Raw genomic sequence first — 19,188 nt, forward strand, 5'->3', positions numbered from 1 at the left:
CGTTGATGGTCGTCGGTGGCCACTGCGGGTCGCTCTCTGACGGCCCAGCCACGGCCCAGCACCTGGCTCCCCCGCTGCCTGGCCAGCAGATTTACAGTCCCCACAGGGCAGTTGGTCTGATCTGGCCTCTCCCTGGGAGGCAGACACGTTGCCCCACGCTGGCCCCACTGCGGCCCTACGTCGTCCCGGCCGACCTGAGCGGGGCGACGCTCACCGGGGCCAACCTGTTCGGGACGACTTTCACTGGGGCCAACCTGCGCGGAGCAGATCTGTCGCATGTTCGAGGCTTTACCCAAACGCTTGCACATGGGCAGATCGACGAGAGGACCGTACTTCCGCCAGAGCGTCAGCGGCCGACGAGCCCATGACGAGCCATCCTGGGGGTACGTCCATGATTGGGGACGCCACATGGCGGGACAAGCGGTCACGTCGCGTCACTTAGGGCCAGGCGCGCCGGGCTCGGTACGAGCGGGTGGAAGTGTGCCCGCACTGGCGACGTGATACCCGGCTCGGCATGCGGGAGTGAGTTGTCTCCGCCTCGAACATGCCTACTCACGTGAGTAGGCAACTCGCGCGAATCTATGGCTCCGCACCCTGTTCTCCCCCTAAACTTTGGTCCATCGATCCTTCGAACAGTGATCTTTGAGTAGAAGGAGTAGACGATGATCGATGAAACGCGTTTTCGCCTCTTAGCGCTTTGCTCCCTCCGTACCGAGGGCAAGAGCGTCGACTGGTCGGTGCTGGCCAGGAACGCTTTGGCCGGCCATGTTGACAGCATGTGTGACGGATTCATCCCTGAAGAGTCACCCTCAGCGCGCAAGGCCGTGACCGTCCTCCGCCAGGCGCTGCTAGAACAGCCGCTCAGCACTCACCTGAACCGCATCGAAGATGAGTTAGGGCAGGCCGCAAAGGTCGGGGCCCAACTGGTGACCGTCCTGGATGACGATTATCCCGCGAATCTGCGAACCGTTCCGGACCTCCCGCCGTTCCTGTTTTATCGAGGCAAGCTCGATCACGAGGCGGACTCTCGCTCAGTAGCAGTCGTCGGTACACGTGACGCCTCGGACATGGGGCTATCGCGTGCACGGAGAGTTGCACGGGAACTGAGTGAAGCAGGTTTCGTGATTTCCTCTGGCTTGGCTCGTGGGGTAGACACGGAGGCCCACCGCACGGCTCTCCACTTCGATCGACGAACCGTCGCGGTTATCGGTACTGGGATCACGAGGTGCTACCCGAAGGAGAATCAGGGCCTCGCCGAGGAAGTCGCGAACCGAGGACTTCTAGTATCTCAGTTCTGGCCGTCCCGTCCGCCAGGTCGGGATACTTTCCCGCGCCGGAATCACGTGACATCCGGAATCAGTCTGGGCAGTGTAGTCATCGAGGCATCAAGCACGTCCGGAGCCAAGATGCAGGCTCGCATCGCGAGCGAGCAGGGGCGACACGTTCTACTGCTCCAGTCCCTCGTCGACACGCAGCCTTGGGCCCGCAAGATGGTCGACGCTCAGCGGGCAACCGCCGTGAGCGAACCCGAACAGATGATCGATATTTTGGATGGACCTACGCGCGGCACGTTGACCTCTGCGACGCCGACTCAACTCCTGCTTGACGCCAAGTGATTGCCCACTGCCTATCTGTGCCCTTAGCCTTTCGGTGGGGTCGGTTCTAGGTGGGGGGTCGAGGGTTGTCATACCGTCGTTTCACGCGTCCATACGGCGAAGGTTGGGGCACCGCAGGCTGGGTGCGGTGGTTGACGGAGCAGCAGGTGGCGCCGTCTGTGCTGCACAGCGACAGCGGCACGTGCGGCTTATGCAGAACACCCACCCCGGTAGGACCTTTAGGAACACCTTACGATTACTGCCACAATTGTCGTTTCAAGCTCTCGCATGTAATCGACGGGGTCGTACCTATATGCTATTCGCTGCATGATGAATTTGAGGGCGCCTTGTGGCGAGCGAAGAACGAGCCCGCCGACTCGTGGTTACGCATTCCTTTAGGTTCCTTATTATGGCACTTCCTCCATGCGCACTTAGCGTGTATCGAGAGTCGCTACGGGGGGAAGTTCGACCTCAAGATAGCAATGCCATCGCACGTTTCCACGAGGGGTGGCATTAGTCACCTTGATGAAGTCATAAGCCGCGTGCGTGATTTCTCTGACCAGTGGGCTCGTGGTGTCCTTACAAAAACGCGCGCATCTCAAGCGGGTGACAGGCGAGGTCAGATAGTTACAGACCTTTTTGTCGCCAGCCCCGCAGTGAGAGGGAAACGCATACTGCTCTTTGATGACACCTTCACAACTGGCGGAACCATGGGTAGCGCAGCACATGCTCTGAAGCAGCAAGGAGCCATTTCCGTCATAGGGTTGACGCTTGGCCGCCAGTTGCGAGCAGATTGGAGCAATTCTCGCGATTTCGTCGCAGAGCTGAGTGGGCGTCCCCTGGAGGTCGACCACTGCGTAGTACACAGGCGGAACAGGGACGACCCATTTGACCTCTTCTTTCAACAGTTCGGATAGCGGCGTTCTTAACGCGCGGGCGGGCGTTAGGTGTAGTGAGTAGCGTCGATCGTGTGCCGGCACTCTTCGATCTCTGTAACGCTGTGAGAACCCGGACACTCTGTCCGGGTTCTTTGCTGTCCAGTCCTTCAAGCTGCTGAAACCGCCCCTACCACCAGCGGAGGCAGCACCCCATGCGTGGTCTTGGAGATCACCTCAATATCGGTGAGCGCATTGCGTTCTACCAGAAGCGTCGCGGCTACACGCAAGAGGTGCTGGCCGGACTGGTCGGCCGTAGCACCGACTGGCTCGCGAAGGCAGAGACCGGCCGCAGGAAGCCGCCGAGGAGCGACATGCTCGCCGAGCTGGCGCGCATCCTGCGCGTGCCGCTTGGCGACTTGCTCGGACAGACCCTCCTGGTGGAGGACGAGAAGCACCAGGACGACGTACCGGCCGTACGAGACGCGCTCATGAGCCCCCGGCGGCTCTCGCGCCTGCTCTTCGGGCCCGAGGCGGACGTTCAGCTCCCTACCCCTGCACCCGTGGCGGTGCGCGTCGAGCAGGCTTGGAACGACTACCAGGGCGGGCGGCTCGGCAGCGTGATCGCGGCCTTGCCGGCGCTTCTCCAGACGGCGCAGGAGCTGGAGGACCGTGCGGGACGTCGGGGGGAGGACCGTCGCGATTGCTGGGCGGTCTCTGCCCGTACGCATCACCTGGCGGCCACGACGCTGGCGAAGGTCGGGGAGTCTGACGTCTCGTGGTTGGCCGCAGAGCGAGCGATGCGGGCGGCGGACGAGTCCGACGCTCCGCTGGTGCTCGCCTCGGCCGCGCGTTCCGGCACGCACGCGCTGCTCGCAAACGGCCGGTACGAAGCTGCGGCAGCACGCCGAGAAGTGGCTCAACTCCCACATTGCCGAAGCGGCAACGCGTAGCCCCGTCGGCGTGCATCCACACCGCCACGCGATCCCCTACCTGGGCCCGTGTCCCCTCGGCTCGTTCCAGCCCGAGCACATCCGCGAGTGGCTGGCTGAACTGGAGCGTGCCATCCCAGCGTCGTCTTACCGCCGCGTCATCTTCGGCACCGTCTCCACCGTGCTCTCCGCTGCCGTCGAGGACGGGTACCTCAGGCAGAACCCCTGCAAGGCGCAGAGCGTGCGTATCCCCGCCCCGAACCCAGGCCGCATCAATCCGTGGACGCGTGAGCGCACGTTCGCCGTGCGGTCGGCGCTCCCTGAGCCTTACCGGGCAATGGTCGATCTGGGCGCCGGCTGCGGGCTCCGGCCGGGGGGAAATCTTCGGGCTTCCCCTGGACGAGGTGGGGTTTCGACACGGGCTGGCTCCACGTCGGCTACCAAGTCAAAATGGCCAGCGGCAAGCAGGTATTCGCGCCCCCGAAGCGGGAAAAGGAGCGGGACGTGCCGTTGCCGGACCAGATCGCGGCTTCACTGAAGGTCCACATCGAGGAGTACCCGCCCGCGCTGGTCACTCTCCCGTGGCTGCGACCGGACGGCCCACGCGTCACAAAGCCACTGCTGTTCACGGGTCCCGCCGGAGACGGCGCCATGTGGCGCACGAGCTTCAATCAGCGGTTCTGGAAACCCGCCCTCACGGACGCCGGGGTCATCCCGAAGCCCAAGCCCGGCGAGGACTTCCTGGCCGCCCGCGAACACGGCATGCACGCCTTGCGGCACTTCTACGCCTCGGTATTGCTCGACGCGGGCGAGAACGTCAAGGCCCTGAGCACCTACCTCGGGCACACGGACCCCGGCTTCACGCTCCGGGTGTACACGCACCTGATGCCGAGTAGCGAGAGCCGCACCCGCACCGCCGTGGACAACATGTACGAGATGACGGACACGCATTCAGGTCAGCACCCGTCCCGTTAGAACCCTCCCTACGTCATCAAGGCGCCCGCCCCGCCGGGCGCGCTTCCCGGCTCTGGCTGCGCCCGCGCTCCTGCCTTCGGCCCGCTCGGCGCTGCCGCCGCCGACGCGCGCCCACATGTGGGTAGGGCCGGAAGCCATCAGTCGATCACCGCATCGCGCGGCCCACGGTCAAGACGATGCCTCCGGCGGGGGATCAGCCGGCACCGGGATGGAGGGGGCACCGTTTCCGCCCGCGGGTCCGTTGTTGCGTGTGCGGGGGCTCCCATCCCGTCCACCGTCGACCCAGGCAGAGCCGAGCAGACGTGGCCCATGGCGTCCAGGTCGTTCGTACAGTGGCGCGTCCACCTGAACGCCATGGGCCACGCCCGCTCCACGGTGTGTGGGTCGACGGCGGACGGGATGGGAGCTGAGGTGGGATGAGGTAGGCGGCAGTTAGCTCGTAGCAGGGGTGAATCCGCGCTCAGTCAAAAGATTGATTTCGTAGCCCCCATCACCGCGAACGATGGTGTCTGAGTCCCAAGCAAGCTCAACGTCGTCCAGGCCGTACGTTCGTACCATGTAGTCGTAGTTTCGCAGGGCGATGATGGTCTCCTCAGTCATGGGGGGATCGTAGTTCGACCGACTCACGCCACGCTGGTGATCTCATAAGCCCTGATGTCCGTCCATGCCAAAACCGTGCCAGGTTGAGCGGGGAACCACGGGGAACAGCGGGACAACGGGCCATCAGCGTTGCGCGCTGTGCGGCTACTCAGCCGCAGTTCAGGCCCCAACTCCCCCTAGACAAAACGAGCTTCCCAAGCTGAGAGCGCGAATTTCGGTCCATAGCCCACTGCCGGGTAAGCGCGCAGTAGGTCAGGCATCTCATGGGTAGCCTCACGGGCGATGCGTCCGGGGGTGGGGGGTAGCGAGCGTGCGCACCGAGGATTTGACTCAAGTGGAACTACGTGTTCGAGACGCGTTCTCCCGCGGCGAGAGGCTGGATCTGCGGGTCGGCGATCCAGATGAGGACAGACTGGCTAACAGTGGTCACTGGGGGGCCGAGCGCACGGTCAGGGGCGCTGCGCTTACGTGGTTGCTACTTGACGGCGCTATCGCAGAGCCGGGTCACGTCCCCGCACTGCGGCTGGACGGCGCGCGCGTGGACGGATCGTTGGAACTCGACTATGCCGAGATCCCGTACCGCGTCACCATGGACGGTTGTGACTTCCGAGGCAGAGTCACCCTTTACAGTGCGCGCACCCGACAGTTCAGCCTGAAACGCTGCCGCCTTGTCCGGTTCTATGCAGCCAACGCGACAGTCGACGGCGACCTAAAGGTTCGTCACTCCCAGCTGGACGGCTTGCTAAACCTGAACGGTACTCACATCACCGGCATCCTCAACCTCGACAGGAGCCAACTGAGCAACTCCGAGGGTCCCGCCCTGACCGCAAACCGCCTTCAGGTAGAAGATCACATATGGATGCGTGGCTTCACTGCAGGAGGCGAAGTGATCCTGCGTAGCGCTCACGTCGGCGGTGACCTCGACATGAGTGGCGCCCAGCTCTTGAAGCCTGAAGGCGTAGCGCTGAGGGCCTCACGGATGCATGTCGAGGGCGACATGGTGTGCGACCGGATCAAGACGGTGGGCGAAGTCGACATTCCAGGCGTCAGAGTCGACGGGGTCGTTCGCTTTTGGAACGCGCAGTTGCGCAACCCGGATCGCAGGGCGCTGCACGGATACCACCTTCAGGTTGGCACAAGCCTGCATCTCAACAGCGGCTTCACCGCGGAAGGCAGCATCGATCTGGCTGGAGCCAGGATCAACGGCCGTATCACCCTGCGGGGTGCGCGGATCATGGCACCGGGTCGCGTCGCGCTTGCCATGCCGCACGCCCAGGCGGAGGAGGTGGATCTGCGGATGGGGGAGCGGCCGCAGGGCCTGCTGGATCTCCGTCACGCGATGGTGGGGATCATCCGAGATGCATCGGAGAGCTGGCCCGACGAGCTGAAGGTCGACGGTCTGCGCTACGACCAGTTCGAGGACCCGCTGCCGCCGAGACAGCGTATACAGTGGCTGCTTCGCGACAGGTCCGGTTATACCCCGCAACCGTTCGAGCAACTGGCCCTTGCATACCGCTCGTTAGGCCACGATGACGAGGCACGTACCGTCTCGCTGCTTAAGGAGCGCCTCCGTCGCAGAACCCTGCCACGGCATGCCCGCATCTGGGGAACGATCCAGGACATCACTGTCGGCTACGGCTACCGGCCGATGCGCGCCGGCCTTTGGCTGATAGGCCTGCTGGCACTCGGCTCGGTTGTCTTCACGGTCCAGCGACCTATCCGCACGGCCCCCGATAGCACAGAGGTCTTCACCCCCGTGATCTTCACCCTTGACCATTTGCTTCCTGTTATTGGCCTCGGTCAGGCGACAGCATTCACTCCCACGCCCGGCACTCAGTGGATCAGCTACTTTCTTACCGGCTGCGGATGGATCCTTGCGACGACGATAGTTATCGGCGTCACACGTTCCCTCAACCGGCGCTAGGCAGAGGATGTGAGGGCCTGCTCCGACCTCTCTCACCTGTGGCAGGGTGACGCACCCTGCCACACAGCGCCGTCTCAGTTTCCGTCTCATTCGCCTTCGTTCGCCGCCGTTCAGGTCAGGCCACGGCCCTCTTCGGCAGCCCCGCGTACCCGTCATGAACGCAATTGAACGGCCCGAACGACGCCCACGACCCCACCACCACAGTTGGAAGGCGTGCACCTGTCCAGGCCCTGTGACGGTGAGGTCTCATCTGGTGGCCCGGTCCAGCGTCAGACGGCCCACAGACGGCCCAGCCGTAGGCCGACAGCCGAGGGGGCCCGCAGCCGTCGGCTGCGGGCCCCCTCAGGGAGTGAACGGAAAGCGCTCCGACCTGTGCCTACAGCACCGGCAGGTTCTTCCGCAGCTCGAAGGCGGTGACCTCGCTGCGGTACTCCTCCCACTCCTGCTTCTTGTTGCGCAAGAAGAAGTCGTACACGTGCTCGCCCAGCGTCTCCGCGACCAGTTCCGAGCGTTCCATCAGGGCGATCGCCTCGCCCAGGTTCTGCGGGAGCGGCTCGATGCCCATCGCGCGGCGTTCCGCGTCGCTCAGGGCCCAGACGTCGTCGTCGGCGCCCGGCGGAAGTTCGTAGCCCTCCTCGATGCCCTTGAGGCCCGCGGCGAGCAGCACCGCGTACGTCAGGTACGGGTTCGCGCCCGAGTCGATCGAGCGGACCTCCACCCGGGCCGAGCCGGTCTTGCCGGGCTTGTACATCGGGACGCGGATGAGGGCGCTGCGGTTGTTGTGGCCCCAGCAGATGTACGAGGGGGCCTCGCCGCCCGCGCCCGCCGTGCGCTCCGAGCCGCCCCAGATGCGCTTGTAGGAGTTCACCCACTGGTTGGTGACCGCGGAGATCTCCGCGGCGTGCTTCAGGAGGCCCGCGATGAAGGAGCGGCCGACCTTGGAGAGCTGGTACTCGGAGCCGGACTCGTAGAAGGCGTTGCGATCGCCCTCGAAGAGGGAGAGGTGCGTGTGCATGCCCGAGCCCGGGTGCTCGGAGAACGGCTTGGGCATGAAGGTCGCGTTGACCCCCTGCTCCAGCGCCACCTGCTTCATGACCAGGCGGAACGTCATGATGTTGTCGGCCGTGGAGAGCGCGTCCGCGTACCGCAGGTCGATCTCCTGCTGGCCGGGGGCGCCCTCGTGGTGGCTGAACTCGACCGAGATGCCCATCGATTCGAGCATCGTGATCGCCTGGCGGCGGAAGTCCATCCCGACGTTCTGCGGGGTGTGGTCGAAGTAGCCGGAGTTGTCGGCGGGCGTGGGCCGCGAGCCGTCCAGCGGCTTGTCCTTCAGGAGGAAGAACTCGATCTCGGGGTGGGTGTAGAAGGTGAACCCGAGGTCGGAGGTCTTCGCCAGGGCGCGCTTGAGGACGTAACGCGGGTCCGCGAAGGACGGGGAGCCGTCCGGCATGAGGATGTCGCAGAACATGCGGGCGGTGCCGGGGGCCTCCGCGCGCCAGGGCAGGACCTGGAACGTCGACGGGTCCGGCTTGGCGATCATGTCCGACTCGTACACCCGGGCGAATCCTTCGATCGCCGAGCCGTCGAAGCCGATGCCCTCGTCGAAGGCCTGCTCCAGCTCGGCGGGAGCCACCGCGACCGATTTCAGGAAGCCGAGGACATCCGTGAACCACAGGCGTACGAACCGGATGTCGCGCTCCTCCAGTGTCCGGAGCACGAATTCCTGCTGCTTGTCCATCTTCCGCTTCCACCCATCCTTGCTGGTCAGGCCACCTGCGTCCACGCTGTTTCCGCGCTGTGCTCTGGTCCGGGGACACATCGGGGCACATGAGCATCCCACCACACCGTTTCGCGCGCGTTGCGGGCCATGTGCCGCCCTGTGCCCATAGTGCCTGCTGATCGGCGCGCCCGTAACAGCGGGCGGCTCAGACTGCCCCTACAGCGCGCCGGGCTCGCCCATTACGATCAGCGAACCGCTCCACCATGTTCCGCAACGCGCGTCCCGCCCTTTCCGTCGTACCGCCGTATCGCCGAAGGACACATCATGGGTTCCGCCAAGAACACGAGCAGCTCGTCCCGCAAGACCCGGATAGAGGAGATGCGCCGGGCAGAGCGCGCACGCGACCGCCGTGGCCGCGTCATCACGATCACCCTGAGCGCGGTGGTGGTCGCCGCGCTCGCCGTCGGCGGTGTCATCCTCTTCCAGAAGGCCGATGACTCCGACTCGGCCGCCGACGCGAAGTCCGCGCCGACCTTCAAGACGACCGCGGACGGCGAGAAGGTCTGGGACGCGAAGAAGCTGGGCCGCACGCATGTCACCGAGGACGTCAGTTACGCGATGACCCCGCCGGTGGGCGGCGATCACGACCAGGCGTGGATGAACTGCAACGGCGATGTCTACAAGGACGAGATCCCGGAGCGCCACGCGGTCCACTCCCTGGAGCACGGCGCGGTGTGGGTGACGTACAACGACAAGGCGAAGCCCGCCGACCTGAAGAAGCTGGAGCAGAAGGTCAAGCAGACGCCGTACTCGCTGATGAGCCCGGTCAAGGACCAGAAGGACCCGGTCATGCTGTCGGCCTGGGGCCACCAGCGCACGGTGACCGGCGCGTCCGACCCGAAGGTGGGCTCCTTCTTCTCCACGTACGTGCAGGGCAAGCAGACCCCCGAGCCGGGGGCCGCGTGCACGGGTGGCAAGAGCCAGTGAGGCGGCGCACCTGCTGGGTGGTGGGGGCGGTCGCCGCGGTGGCCGTGGCCGGCGGCGGGATCACCGTCGCCGTCGCGTCGTCGGACGGCTCGTCCGCCGCGTCCTCCCCCGCCACGGAGTCGGCCGACGCGGGCTTCGCCCGGGACATGGCCACGCATCACCAGCAGGCGGTGGAGATGTCGTACATCGTGCGCGACCGCACGAAGGACGAGGAGATCCGGCGCCTCGCGTACGACATCGCCCAGACCCAGGCGAACCAGCGGGGCATGCTGCTCGGCTGGCTCGACCTGTGGGAGCTGCCGAAGGTGCCCGAGAAGGCTCCGATGGAGTGGATGGGGATGGGGGACATGCCGCCGGGCGAGGACGGCGCCCTGATGCCCGGGATGGCGACGAACACGGAGCTGAAAAGGCTCGGCAAGCTGAACGGGCGGGCCGCCGAGGTGCGCTATCTGCAACTGATGATCAAGCACCACAAGGGCGGGGTCCACATGGCCGACGGGTGTGTGGACCGGTGCGAGGTGGGGGCGGAGGTGCGGCTCGCGCGGGGAATGGTGGCGTCGCAGGAGTCGGAGATCAAGCTGATGACGGACCTGCTGAGGGCGCGGGGCGCGAAGCCGTAGCTCCGCCGGGGGCCCACCCGCCTATGCCAGCCGCGCGAGCTCTTCCCTGCGCAGGCGCCCCCGCAGGGGCGCACCCGCCAGGAACCGTTCCACCTCCCCCACCGCGAACTCCCCCAGCCTGCGCACCTCGCTGCCCTGCGCCCCGGCGACATGCGGGGTCACCAGGACGTTCGGCAGCGTCAGCAGAGGGTGCCCCGCCGGCAGCGGCTCCGGGTCCGTCACGTCCAGGAAGGCGTCAAGGCGCCCCGCGCCGCACTCCCTGGCCAGCGCCTCCGTGTCGATCAGTGCGCCGCGCGCCGTGTTGATGAGGGTGCCCCCGTCGGGGATCAGCTTCAGCATCTCCTCGCTCACCATGCCCCGCGTCTCGGGCAGTTGGGGGGCGTGGACGCTGACGATCGAGCTGCGCCGGCACAGTTCCGAGAGGTCGACCAGCTGCACGCCGAGGCCGGCCGCCTCCTCCCGCGTGACGTACGGATCGCTGAGCAGCACGCGCCACCCCGCGTCGGACGCGCGCAGGGCCGCGATGACCCCGCGGCCGATGCGGGAGGCGCCGATGATGCCGATCGTGCGGGCGTCGGCGCCGGTGCGCTCGGTGAAGGGCGGCCACCCGGCGGCGTACCCCGCCGCGGTCGGCAGCGCGCCCTTCGCCGCGAAGGTGATCGCGGCGAGCGTGTAGGCCACGACGGGCCCCGCGTTCGCGTCGGCCGCCGACGAGACCACCACGCCCCGGTCCCACAGCGCGTCCGTCACCACGGGTTTCACCGATCCGGCGGCATGCACGAGGGCGCGCAGCCGCGGCGCATGGGCGAGGATCTCCGCCGTGATCGGCGGGCAGTTCCAGCCCGTGACCAGGATCTCCGCTTCGGCGAGTACCGCGCGCGCGTCGGCATCGGTGAGGGGGCCGCTGAGCAGGCCGGGCGCCAACTCCACGCTGCGATGCAGCCGTTCACGGAGGTCGGGGGCGAAGACCCGCTCCGCCACGTCCGCGCTCATGGCGAGCACCGCGTTCGGTCGGCCCTTCAACTCTGCCTGGTCTGCCACGCGTGACCATCCCTCGTAGTAACCGGTTACCCAACATCGCCTGGAGGCTAGGCCGAAGTCGGGACGGTGGTCAAGAGATCGCAGGGTCAAGGGGGTTGACCGGCGTTAGTAACCGCTTTAGATTCCGGTCACCTTGTTCCGACGACGGAGGGGCTGCCGTGCCAGCGGTGACGAAGGACCGGACGGAAACCGAGGCGGTGAAGCCGCCCGGCGAACGCGAAAACCTGCCAAATGGCAACAAAGTCAAGCGTGATGAGCGATGGAAACGGTTTCACTCCTCGCGAGTCCTGCTGCTGCTCATGGTCCCGGGAGTCGCGTACTTCCTGGTGTTCCACTACGGCGCGTTCATCGGGAACGCCGTCGCCTTCAAGGAGTACGTCCCCTTCGACGGCCTCTGGGCCAGCCCCTGGGTCGGCTTCGAGAACTTCGACCGGATGTTCGGCGACCCGGACTTCTGGCACGCGACCTGGAACACGCTCTTCCTCGCGGTGCTCCAGCTGGTCTTCTTCTTCCCGGTCCCGCTCGGCCTCGCCCTGCTCCTGCACAGCCTGACCTCGGACCTGACGCGGCGCTTCGTGCAGTCGGTGGTCTACCTGCCGCACTTCCTGTCGTGGGTCATCGTCGTCGCCCTGTTCCAGCAGGTGCTCGCCGACACCGGACTGCTCAACTCCGTGCTCGGGCAGGCGGGTCTGCACTCCATCGACATCATCGGCAACCCCGACGCCTACCCGGCGCTCGTCGTCGCGCAGGTCGTCTGGAAGGACGCCGGCTGGGGCACGATCATCTTCCTCGCCGCGCTGATGCAGGTGGACGAGCAGCAGTACGAGGCCGCCGCCATCGACGGGGCGGGCCCCTGGCGCCGCTTCTGGCACGTGACGCTGCCGTCCATCCGGCCGGTCGTCATCCTGCTGCTGATCATGCGGCTCGGCGACATCCTCTCCGTCGGCTTCGAACAGATGCTGCTGCAGCGGCAGTCGGTGGGGCCCGAGGCCGGTGAGGTGCTCGACACCTTCGTCTTCTGGCAGGGCATCGTCGGCGGCGACACCGGATACGCCGCGGCGGCGGGCCTGTTCAAGGGTGTGGTCGGCGCGATTCTCGTCTTCGCGGCCAACAAGGTCGCCCATCGCCTCGGCGAGCAGGGGGTCTACAAGTGAGCACGAAAACCGCCGGGCCACGCCCCGCACGCTCTATACGCATCGCACGCACCGCACGCACTGCCCGCCCCGTACGCCCCGCCCGTCCCTCCTGGATGGAGAAGCCCAAGCCGGTCACCCAAGTGGCCAAGGCCCTGGCGATCGTCACCATCCTGGTCATGGTCTTCGTGCCGTTCCTGGTCATCGTCTCGACGTCCTTCGCGTCGAACCGCGAGGTCATCGCCAACGGCGGCTGGGTCCTGTGGCCCACGCACCCCACCCTGCGCGCCTACGAGCAGGTCTTCGAGGGCGGCATCGTCACCAAGGCGCTCGGCGTCAGCGCCGGCGTCACGATCATCGGCACCCTCGCCTCGCTCGCGTGCACCACGTTCCTGGCGTACGCGCTGAGCCGCCCCAAGGTGTACGGCGGCAAGCCGATCCTGCTGATCGTCCTGTTCACGTTCCTCTTCCCGCCCGGCATGATCCCGGCGTTCCTGCTGGTCAAGGGCATGGGGATGCTGGAGAGCTACAGCGCCCTGATCGTCCCCGTCCTCATCAACGTCTTTAATCTGGTCGTCCTGCGCGGCTTCTTCCAGGGCGTGCCCGAGGAGTTGTACGAGGCGGCGCGGCTCGACGGCGCGAACGACTGGCAGATCCTGTGGCGGGTCGTGCTCCCGCTCTCCAAGGCGGCCCTCGCGGTGGTCGGCCTCTTCTACGCGGTGAGCTACTGGAACGCCTGGTTCCATGCCTCGATCTATCTGGAGTCCGACCACTGGCCGCTCCAGCAGGTCCTTCGCACGTACGTCATGGGCGGCTCGCAGATCGCCGACACCGGACTGAGCGACGCCGCGAACGTCTCGGCCCCGCAGACGATGCAGATGGCCGTCCTGGTGATCGCCACCGTGCCGATCCTGATCGTCTACCCCTTCCTGCAGAAGTACTTCACCAAGGGCGTGCTCACCGGCGCCATCAAGAGCTGAGCCACTTCTCCAGCATCCCGCATTCCGAAAGGTCGTCACTGTGTCCGGTTCCTCGATGTCGCGCCGTACGCTGCTGCGCTCCATAGCCGTCGGCGGGGCCGCGGTCGCGGCCCCCTCCCTGCTCACCGCCTGCTCCACGGATTCGAGCGGCGGCGGTTCGGTCAGCAACGCCAACAAGAAGGCGGCGCCCTGGCCGACGTACACACCCGCCAAGGGCCCGAAGCCCGACCTCGCGCCGACCGCCGAGGGCGTCCAGCCCGGGTTCACGAAGTACCCTGAGAAGCTGGTGCGGGCGACGGCCGAGAAGCCGGGCAACGGCAAGCAGAAGATCAAGGTCATGACCATCACCTACGGCACCCCGCCGAAGCCGGTCGGATCGAACAAGTTCTGGCAGGCGATGAACGAGGCCCTCGGCGTGGAGGTCGAGTTCTCGGTCGTGCCGGACGCGGACTTCCGCTCCAAGATGTCCACCCTGATGTCCGGCGACGACCTGCCCGACATGATCAACTTCGGTGGCGGTTATGTCCTGCCGCGCGAGTCGCAGTTCGTGAAGGCGCGATGCGAGGACCTGTCGGAGCACCTGTCCGGGGACGCCGTCAAGGACTACCCGAACCTCGCGAACATCCCCACGTACGCGTGGGAAGGCATGGGCCGCGTCTCCGGACGCATCTACGGCCTGCCGATCGAACGCGCCAAGGTGCAGGGCGCGATGTTCATCAACAAGGAGGCCTTCGACAAGGCGGGCTACAAGCCGGGCATGGCGGCGGCCGACTTCCAGGCGATGGCGCGCGAGGCGTCGCGGAACAAGAAGTCCGCGCTCGGCGCCTCGTCGGTCGGCTTCTTCGGCTACCTCTACCACGCGATGTGGCACGGCGCGCCGAACCAGTGGCAGATCAAGAACGGCAAGGTCACCGACATGTACGGGACCGACGAGTTCAGGGCCGCCCTGGAGTACATGTCCAAGATGCGCAAGGCTGGCTCGTACAACTCCGACGCCACCTCGATCTCCCAGGTCGACCTCAAGACGCAGTTCTACAACGGCACGGTCCGCTCCATGACGGACGGCTGGGGCGCGGTCATCTCCAACGCGCAGGGCATCAAGGACGAGTTCACGCTCGACGCCGCCGTGCCGTACGTGGTGGACGGCGCGACGCCCGTCTACCAGCAGAACCGCGGCTGCTTCGGCTACACCGTCATCAAGAAGGCCTCCAAGGACCGTGTGAAGCTGATGCTGCGGGTCCTGGACTGGCTGGCGTCGCCGTTCGGCTCCAAGGAGTACGAGCTGATGCACTCGGGCGTCGAGGGCACGCACTTCACGTACGACAAGAACGGCGACCCGATCCCCACCTCGCTCGGCCTGGTGGAGAACAAGACGAACCTCCCCTTCGCCTACCTCATGGACGCGCCGCAGCCGCTCTACTTCCCCGGCTTCGCCGACCTCACCGAGCGGCTGCACACCTGGGAGAAGGCCGTCGTGCCGCATCTCGTCCGCGACGACCACTGGGGCCTGATGTCGGACACGTACAACCGGCAGGGTGCCTCCATGCAGCAGGTCATCGAGGACGGTGTGACGGCGATCGTCTCGGGCCGCAAGAAGCTGTCCGACTGGGACGTCGTCTACAAGAAGTGGCAGACCCAGGGCGGCGAGAAGGCACACGAGGAGTTCGCGAAGGAGTACGAAGCCGCGCACTGATCCGGCGCGGGAGCGGGATGATGGTCCGGGGCGGGCTGCTGTGCAGCGTGGGCTGCCATGAAGAGGCAACACCGCCCCGGATTCTGCTACTTGAGGGAGACACAGTGGGTGAGCGGGTCACCATCCGCGATGTGGCGGCGCGGGCTGGCGTCTCGGTCGCGACCGTTTCGCGGGTTCTCGCGGGCAACTACCCGACGTCGACGGCGTCACGGGGCAAGGTGCTTCGAGCCGTCAAGGACCTCGACTACGTCGCCAACGCGCACGCGCGCGCGTTGGCGGGCGCTGGCCGCAAGACGATCGCGGTGCTGATGTTCGACGTGGTCAGCTCCTTCTACGCGCACGTCGCGCAGGGCGTGGAGATGGAGGCCGCCCAGCGGGGGCGGCTCACGCTGATCTCGTCGACGAACAGCGATCCGGCCCGTGAGCTCGCCCTGGTGCAGATGATGCGCGAGCAAGCCGCGGAGGCGGTGGTCCTCGTGGGCGGGGTCATCGAGGACGACGAGTACCGCGAGCGGATGGCGCGGTACGCCGAGGCACTCGCCGCGGCGGGCTCCCGCCTTGTCCTGTGCGGGCGTCCGGCGCCGGCGCCCGATGTTCCCGCGCTGGTCGTCGAGTACGACAACGAGGCGGGCGCGTACGCCATCACGAGCCACCTGCTGGGCGCCGGCCACCGCAAGATAGCCCTGATCGGCTACCAGCCCGGCCACACCACGGGCGAGGACCGCGTCGCGGGCTACCTCCGCGCGCTGGCCGACCATGGGGTGCCGCGAGAGGAGGCGATCCTGCACGGCATCGGCTTCGGTCAGAATCACGGGTACGAGGCGATCAAGGACCTCCTCAAGAAGGCGGACGGGCGGCCGGACTTCACGGCGGTGTTCGCAGGGGACGACAGGGTGGCGGCGGCCACGGTGATCGCCCTGCGGGAGCATGGGCTGCGGGTGCCGGAGGACATCTCGGTGGTCGGCTACAACGACGATCCGGTGGCGGCGGACATCACGCCCGGCCTGACGACCGTGCACATCCCCGCGGAGGAGATGGGCCGTACGGCGGTCCGCCTCGCTCTGGCGGGTTCCCCGCGAACGGGCCAGGAACGGCACCTTCTGGGCACGCACATCGTGATCCGGGAAAGTGTGCGGGGGCTTCGGGGGAACGGCTCGTAGGGGCCGAACCCCTGGACCGCTTTTACCGGTGGGCCGGCGGTATGCCCTGAACCGCCGCTCCGCGGCGGGTGTCCCCCACCCACCCACCCGAGTGCCTCGGGTCGAGTCGCGGTGGGCATCGCACCGCTCGACGTGCACGTCAGATCCCCGCTGCGCGGGAGGGCTTCCCCGCCCACCCACCCGTGCGCCCCGGGTAGTGCCCCGGGTCAAGCCGCGGTGGGCATCGCGCCGCTCGACGTGCACGTCAAATCCCCGCTGCGCGGCAAGACTTTCCCACCCACCCACCCGAGTGCCCGGCAGCAAGACACAAAGACACCGCCGGGTGCTCGGGTGGGTGGGTGGGCGGGCGGGAAAAATCGCCCGCGCAGCAGCGAACCAAGACCACGGACAGCGCACGCGCACCCACGACGCACCCAACCCCCGACGGGGAAAGCGCCACTGCCGGGCAAACGGGCGGGTGGGCGGGAAAAATCCGCCGCGCAGCGGCGAACCAAAGCCACGGACAGCGCACACGCACCCACCACGCACGCAACCAATCCCCGACCGGGAAAACGCCCACTGCCGGGCAAACGGGCGGGCGGGCGGGAAAAATCCGCCGCGCAGCGGCGAACCAAAACCACGGACAGCGCACGCGCACCCACGACGCACCCAACCAATCCCCGACCGGGAAAACGCCACTGCCGGGCAAACGGGTGGGCGGGCGGGAAAAATCCGCCGCGCAGCGGCGGCTCAGGGCAGGGTGTCAAGGCCCAGGGGCCAGGCAGGGCAGCAAGCCAGGCCCAGGGGCCAGCACCACCTTTGCCACGGCGCCCGGAGCGTCCCGTATCGGCAAGTGGCCCGAGGGTTCCGCGACGCGGAAGGCCGCGTCGAGGGAGGTCGCGAGGGCGCGCTGCCGGGTGAGCCATGCCGTCCCGCCACCCCCGTACGCCGCGAGGACCGTCACCGGGAGCCCGCCCGGCAGAGGCAAAGCCCGCCGGAGCGCGGCCAGTTCGAGCGCCGCGTCACCGTACGTCGCGTACTCCAGCAGCGCCCCCCGCCACACACGACTCCCCCCGTAGACCCGCCTCACCGGCCCGTCACCCCGCACCGCCACCCTCCGCAACGCGGGCCCCACCGCCCACGGCAACCCCGCCCCGGCCAGTACCGCCCCGCCCACCCGGGCCGCCCCCACCCGCACCCCGCGCGGCACCCGTACCCGCGGCCGTTCCTCGACGCTGGAGTCGACCAGGACCAGGCCCGCCGTACGCTCCGGGAAGAGGCGGGCGAACGCCTCGCAGTGGAAGCCCGCCAGGGAGTGTCCGACCACCGTGGCGGGGCCGGTGAGGCCCACCGCGTGCAGGACCCCCGCGATCCGCTCGGCCTCACCGGCAAGCGTGGGCGCCACGCGCGCGTGCCCGCTCAGCCCCGCCCCCGGCCGGTCGAAGCGGACGACGGTCCGCCACGGGACGAGGCGCTCCACCACCGCGTCCCAGTCGAACCACGCGAGCCCGAGCCCCGAGCTCAGCACGCACACCGGCCCGCTCCCCGTCACCCGCACGTGATGCGGCACTCCCCCGATCCGTACGAAACTCACCGGCGCCGCACCACCGCACGCGCGAGGAGGCCGAGCCAGACCGCGATCAGCAGCACCTGGAGCCGTTGCCCCGCCCCCAGCGCCCACGTGCCGTACCCCGCGTCGAAGGCGGCGATCGCGGCCAAGGTCCAGGCGGTGGCGGCCAGTTCGAGGCCCACGAGGACGAGACCGAGGGTGCCCGCGAGGAAGGGCAGCAGCCCGTGCCTGCGTGCCGCGAACGTCAGCGCCACCATCCCCACCAGCGCCCCCGTCACCGCGACACTGCTGCTCACCACGTGCGCCGAGTGCGCCACGGGCACGAGCCCCGCCCGCTCCCTGGCCACGCAGACCGCGTCGGCGGTCGGCGCGCAGCTCAGCGGCAGCCGCGAATCCACCGCGGTGGCCGCCCCGAACAGGACGAGTCCCGCCCACCCCACGACCCCGCTCCACCGCCGCGGCAGCCACAGCAGCGCGCCCACCGCACCCGCGAGGACCAGCAGCCCCGCGGTCAGGTCGGTCGTGCGGAACAGCGTGCCGTACGGCTGGTCCTCGGCCCCGAGTTCACTGACGTACGAACTCAGTGGCGAGAGTCCCGTGCCGAGGAGCCCTTCGAGGAGCCACGTGCTGTAGGCGACCGCGCCGAGCGCGAGAAGGGCCGAGACGGTGAGGGCGCGAGCGCGGGCCGGGCAGGGCTCCCTCGGCGCGGCCGGCACGGCGGGGCGGACGGTGCTAGTCGGTGACGACACGCGCGTCCCCGCCGTCCACGAACACCGCTCCATGCCCCAGTTTGTCCGTAATCGTCATGGGGTCATGATCAGTGGCATGCAGGGGGGCCGCATGTCGTCCGATACCCGGCGGGGGTAGGGTTCCGCCCATGGCGGCCACGAGGAGAGCAGCGAGCGGCAGGCAACTCCTGCTGCTCGCCGTGCTGCTCTTCGGCATCGTGACGATGCATACGCTGGGCCACCCGACGGGCCACTCGCCGAGCGCCGGGACGGGCCACTCCACGAGCCCCGCGACGGGTCACTCCAAGAGCGACTCAGGCGACCCGGGCCATCCGGGCGACCCGAGCCACCCGACCGGGCCCGAACAAGCCGCCGGCCAGCACGCAACGAGCGCGGGCCACCCAGCACCACCGGGCATCGCCCAAGTCACCGGCCACGCGCGCGTGGCGACAGCCGTGGACGTTCCCGCCGGGACGGGCGGGATGGACCCGCTGTCCGTCTGCCTCGCCGTCCTCGCCGCACTCACGCTCGTTCTGCTGCTCAAGGCGGGCCTGCTGCGGCCGGGTGGCTTCGTCGTTCCCGTACGTCCGCTCGCCCGGCTGCTCGACGGACTGCGGCCCCGTCCGCCGCCGCCCCGCATACTCCTCGCCCACCTCTCGGTGCTGCGCATTTAGGC

The 19,188-nt window shown here is 67.7% G+C and carries 18 protein-coding genes; 13 read left to right on the top strand and 5 right to left on the bottom strand.

Annotated elements, in window-relative coordinates; all coding sequences use genetic code 11:
- Window positions 1–5: 5 nt before the first annotated feature.
- From ACWGIH_RS24820 to ACWGIH_RS24840, 5 genes are all read left to right on the top strand, one after another.
- Window positions 6–368 carry a pentapeptide repeat-containing protein gene (locus ACWGIH_RS24820; RefSeq protein ID WP_453451393.1) on the top strand — a complete coding sequence of 121 codons (363 nt, stop codon included), beginning with the start codon at window positions 6–8 and terminating at the stop codon, window positions 366–368.
- A gap of 294 nt (window positions 369–662) precedes the next feature.
- Window positions 663–1,616 carry a DNA-processing protein DprA gene (locus ACWGIH_RS24825; protein ID WP_453451392.1) on the top strand — a complete coding sequence of 318 codons (954 nt, stop codon included), beginning with the start codon at window positions 663–665 and terminating at the stop codon, window positions 1,614–1,616.
- Window positions 1,617–2,077: 461 nt separating this feature from the next.
- Complete coding sequence (locus ACWGIH_RS24830; RefSeq protein WP_453451431.1) at window positions 2,078–2,512, top strand: ComF family protein; 435 nt, start codon at window positions 2,078–2,080, stop codon at window positions 2,510–2,512.
- A 173-nt stretch (window positions 2,513–2,685) separates the two neighbouring features.
- Window positions 2,686–3,423: a helix-turn-helix domain-containing protein gene (locus ACWGIH_RS24835; RefSeq protein ID WP_453451391.1), complete on the top strand. Its 738-nt coding sequence runs from the start codon at window positions 2,686–2,688 to the stop codon at window positions 3,421–3,423.
- Window positions 3,424–3,852: 429 nt separating this feature from the next.
- A complete protein-coding gene (locus ACWGIH_RS24840) occupies window positions 3,853–4,377 on the top strand; it encodes a tyrosine-type recombinase/integrase (protein WP_453451390.1) in 525 nt (174 codons plus the stop codon).
- Window positions 4,378–4,809: 432 nt separating this feature from the next.
- On the opposite strand, the gene ACWGIH_RS24845 is transcribed toward ACWGIH_RS24840, so the two are convergent.
- Complete coding sequence (locus ACWGIH_RS24845) at window positions 4,810–4,977, bottom strand: hypothetical protein (RefSeq protein WP_453451389.1); 168 nt, start codon at window positions 4,975–4,977, stop codon at window positions 4,810–4,812.
- A 310-nt stretch (window positions 4,978–5,287) separates the two neighbouring features.
- Between ACWGIH_RS24845 and ACWGIH_RS24850 the strand changes: the two genes are divergently transcribed.
- On the top strand, window positions 5,288–6,901 hold the full coding sequence (locus tag ACWGIH_RS24850; RefSeq protein ID WP_453451388.1) for a hypothetical protein: 1,614 nt from the start codon (window positions 5,288–5,290) through the stop codon (window positions 6,899–6,901).
- Between the two features lie 376 nt (window positions 6,902–7,277).
- Here ACWGIH_RS24850 and ACWGIH_RS24855 read toward each other — a convergent pair whose 3' ends face one another.
- Window positions 7,278–8,639, bottom strand: a complete 1,362-nt coding sequence (locus ACWGIH_RS24855) for a glutamine synthetase family protein (protein ID WP_160504710.1) — start codon at window positions 8,637–8,639, stop codon at window positions 7,278–7,280.
- Between the two features lie 306 nt (window positions 8,640–8,945).
- Between ACWGIH_RS24855 and ACWGIH_RS24860 the strand changes: the two genes are divergently transcribed.
- Window positions 8,946–9,608: a DUF3105 domain-containing protein gene (locus ACWGIH_RS24860; protein WP_453449382.1), complete on the top strand. Its 663-nt coding sequence runs from the start codon at window positions 8,946–8,948 to the stop codon at window positions 9,606–9,608.
- The gene (locus ACWGIH_RS24865) at window positions 9,605–10,228 is read left to right on the top strand and encodes a DUF305 domain-containing protein (protein ID WP_453449383.1); all 624 of its coding nucleotides are present in this window, start codon (window positions 9,605–9,607) and stop codon (window positions 10,226–10,228) included. The genes ACWGIH_RS24860 and ACWGIH_RS24865 overlap by 4 nt, the downstream gene beginning before the upstream one ends.
- A gap of 21 nt (window positions 10,229–10,249) precedes the next feature.
- On the opposite strand, the gene ACWGIH_RS24870 is transcribed toward ACWGIH_RS24865, so the two are convergent.
- Window positions 10,250–11,221, bottom strand: a complete 972-nt coding sequence (locus ACWGIH_RS24870) for a hydroxyacid dehydrogenase (RefSeq protein ID WP_453449452.1) — start codon at window positions 11,219–11,221, stop codon at window positions 10,250–10,252.
- A 347-nt stretch (window positions 11,222–11,568) separates the two neighbouring features.
- Here ACWGIH_RS24870 and ACWGIH_RS24875 point away from each other — a divergent pair, with 347 nt between their 5' ends.
- The 4 genes from ACWGIH_RS24875 (at window position 11,569) to ACWGIH_RS24890 (ending at window position 16,235) form a co-directional block, all read left to right on the top strand.
- The gene (locus ACWGIH_RS24875) at window positions 11,569–12,423 is read left to right on the top strand and encodes an ABC transporter permease (protein ID WP_453449384.1); all 855 of its coding nucleotides are present in this window, start codon (window positions 11,569–11,571) and stop codon (window positions 12,421–12,423) included.
- A 95-nt stretch (window positions 12,424–12,518) separates the two neighbouring features.
- The gene (locus tag ACWGIH_RS24880) at window positions 12,519–13,382 is read left to right on the top strand and encodes a carbohydrate ABC transporter permease (RefSeq protein WP_453449453.1); all 864 of its coding nucleotides are present in this window, start codon (window positions 12,519–12,521) and stop codon (window positions 13,380–13,382) included.
- A 55-nt stretch (window positions 13,383–13,437) separates the two neighbouring features.
- The gene (locus ACWGIH_RS24885; RefSeq protein WP_453449385.1) at window positions 13,438–15,075 is read left to right on the top strand and encodes an extracellular solute-binding protein; all 1,638 of its coding nucleotides are present in this window, start codon (window positions 13,438–13,440) and stop codon (window positions 15,073–15,075) included.
- 104 nt (window positions 15,076–15,179) lie between these two features.
- Entirely contained in the window at window positions 15,180–16,235 is a 1,056-nt protein-coding gene (locus ACWGIH_RS24890) for a LacI family DNA-binding transcriptional regulator (RefSeq protein WP_453449386.1), read from the top strand.
- Window positions 16,236–16,977: 742 nt separating this feature from the next.
- Here ACWGIH_RS24890 and ACWGIH_RS24895 read toward each other — a convergent pair.
- Window positions 16,978–17,808, bottom strand: coding sequence for an alpha/beta fold hydrolase (locus ACWGIH_RS24895; protein ID WP_453449387.1), 831 nt, complete (start codon window positions 17,806–17,808; stop codon window positions 16,978–16,980).
- On the bottom strand, window positions 17,805–18,500 hold the full coding sequence (locus ACWGIH_RS24900) for a DUF998 domain-containing protein (protein WP_453449454.1): 696 nt from the start codon (window positions 18,498–18,500) through the stop codon (window positions 17,805–17,807). The genes ACWGIH_RS24895 and ACWGIH_RS24900 overlap by 4 nt, the downstream gene beginning before the upstream one ends.
- A 161-nt stretch (window positions 18,501–18,661) precedes the next feature.
- On the opposite strand from ACWGIH_RS24900, the gene ACWGIH_RS24905 reads away from it, so the two are divergent.
- Window positions 18,662–19,186 (top strand): hypothetical protein, encoded by a 525-nt coding sequence (locus ACWGIH_RS24905; RefSeq protein WP_453449388.1) that lies wholly within the window; start codon window positions 18,662–18,664, stop codon window positions 19,184–19,186.
- The last annotated feature ends 2 nt before the right edge of the window (window positions 19,187–19,188 follow it).

Source organism: Streptomyces sp. NPDC054872, from assembly GCF_053610705.1.

Excerpts from the sequence above, each read along its gene's own strand:
- ACWGIH_RS24840 (WP_453451390.1), top strand. The coding sequence starts at position 3,853 with ATGGCCAGCGGCAAGCAGGTATTCGCGCCCCCGAAGCGGGAAAAGGAG.
- ACWGIH_RS24825 (WP_453451392.1), top strand. The coding sequence starts at position 663 with ATGATCGATGAAACGCGTTTTCGCCTCTTAGCGCTTTGCTCCCTCCGT.
- ACWGIH_RS24860 (WP_453449382.1), top strand. The coding sequence starts at position 8,946 with ATGGGTTCCGCCAAGAACACGAGCAGCTCGTCCCGCAAGACCCGGATA.
- ACWGIH_RS24830 (WP_453451431.1), top strand. The coding sequence starts at position 2,078 with ATGCCATCGCACGTTTCCACGAGGGGTGGCATTAGTCACCTTGATGAA.
- ACWGIH_RS24845 (WP_453451389.1), bottom strand. The coding sequence starts at position 4,977 with ATGACTGAGGAGACCATCATCGCCCTGCGAAACTACGACTACATGGTA.
- ACWGIH_RS24880 (WP_453449453.1), top strand. The coding sequence starts at position 12,519 with ATGGAGAAGCCCAAGCCGGTCACCCAAGTGGCCAAGGCCCTGGCGATC.
- ACWGIH_RS24855 (WP_160504710.1), bottom strand. The coding sequence starts at position 8,639 with ATGGACAAGCAGCAGGAATTCGTGCTCCGGACACTGGAGGAGCGCGAC.
- ACWGIH_RS24820 (WP_453451393.1), top strand. The coding sequence starts at position 6 with ATGGTCGTCGGTGGCCACTGCGGGTCGCTCTCTGACGGCCCAGCCACG.
- ACWGIH_RS24885 (WP_453449385.1), top strand. The coding sequence starts at position 13,438 with ATGTCGCGCCGTACGCTGCTGCGCTCCATAGCCGTCGGCGGGGCCGCG.
- ACWGIH_RS24875 (WP_453449384.1), top strand. The coding sequence starts at position 11,569 with ATGGTCCCGGGAGTCGCGTACTTCCTGGTGTTCCACTACGGCGCGTTC.
- ACWGIH_RS24835 (WP_453451391.1), top strand. The coding sequence starts at position 2,686 with ATGCGTGGTCTTGGAGATCACCTCAATATCGGTGAGCGCATTGCGTTC.
- ACWGIH_RS24870 (WP_453449452.1), bottom strand. The coding sequence starts at position 11,221 with ATGAGCGCGGACGTGGCGGAGCGGGTCTTCGCCCCCGACCTCCGTGAA.
- ACWGIH_RS24905 (WP_453449388.1), top strand. The coding sequence starts at position 18,662 with ATGGCGGCCACGAGGAGAGCAGCGAGCGGCAGGCAACTCCTGCTGCTC.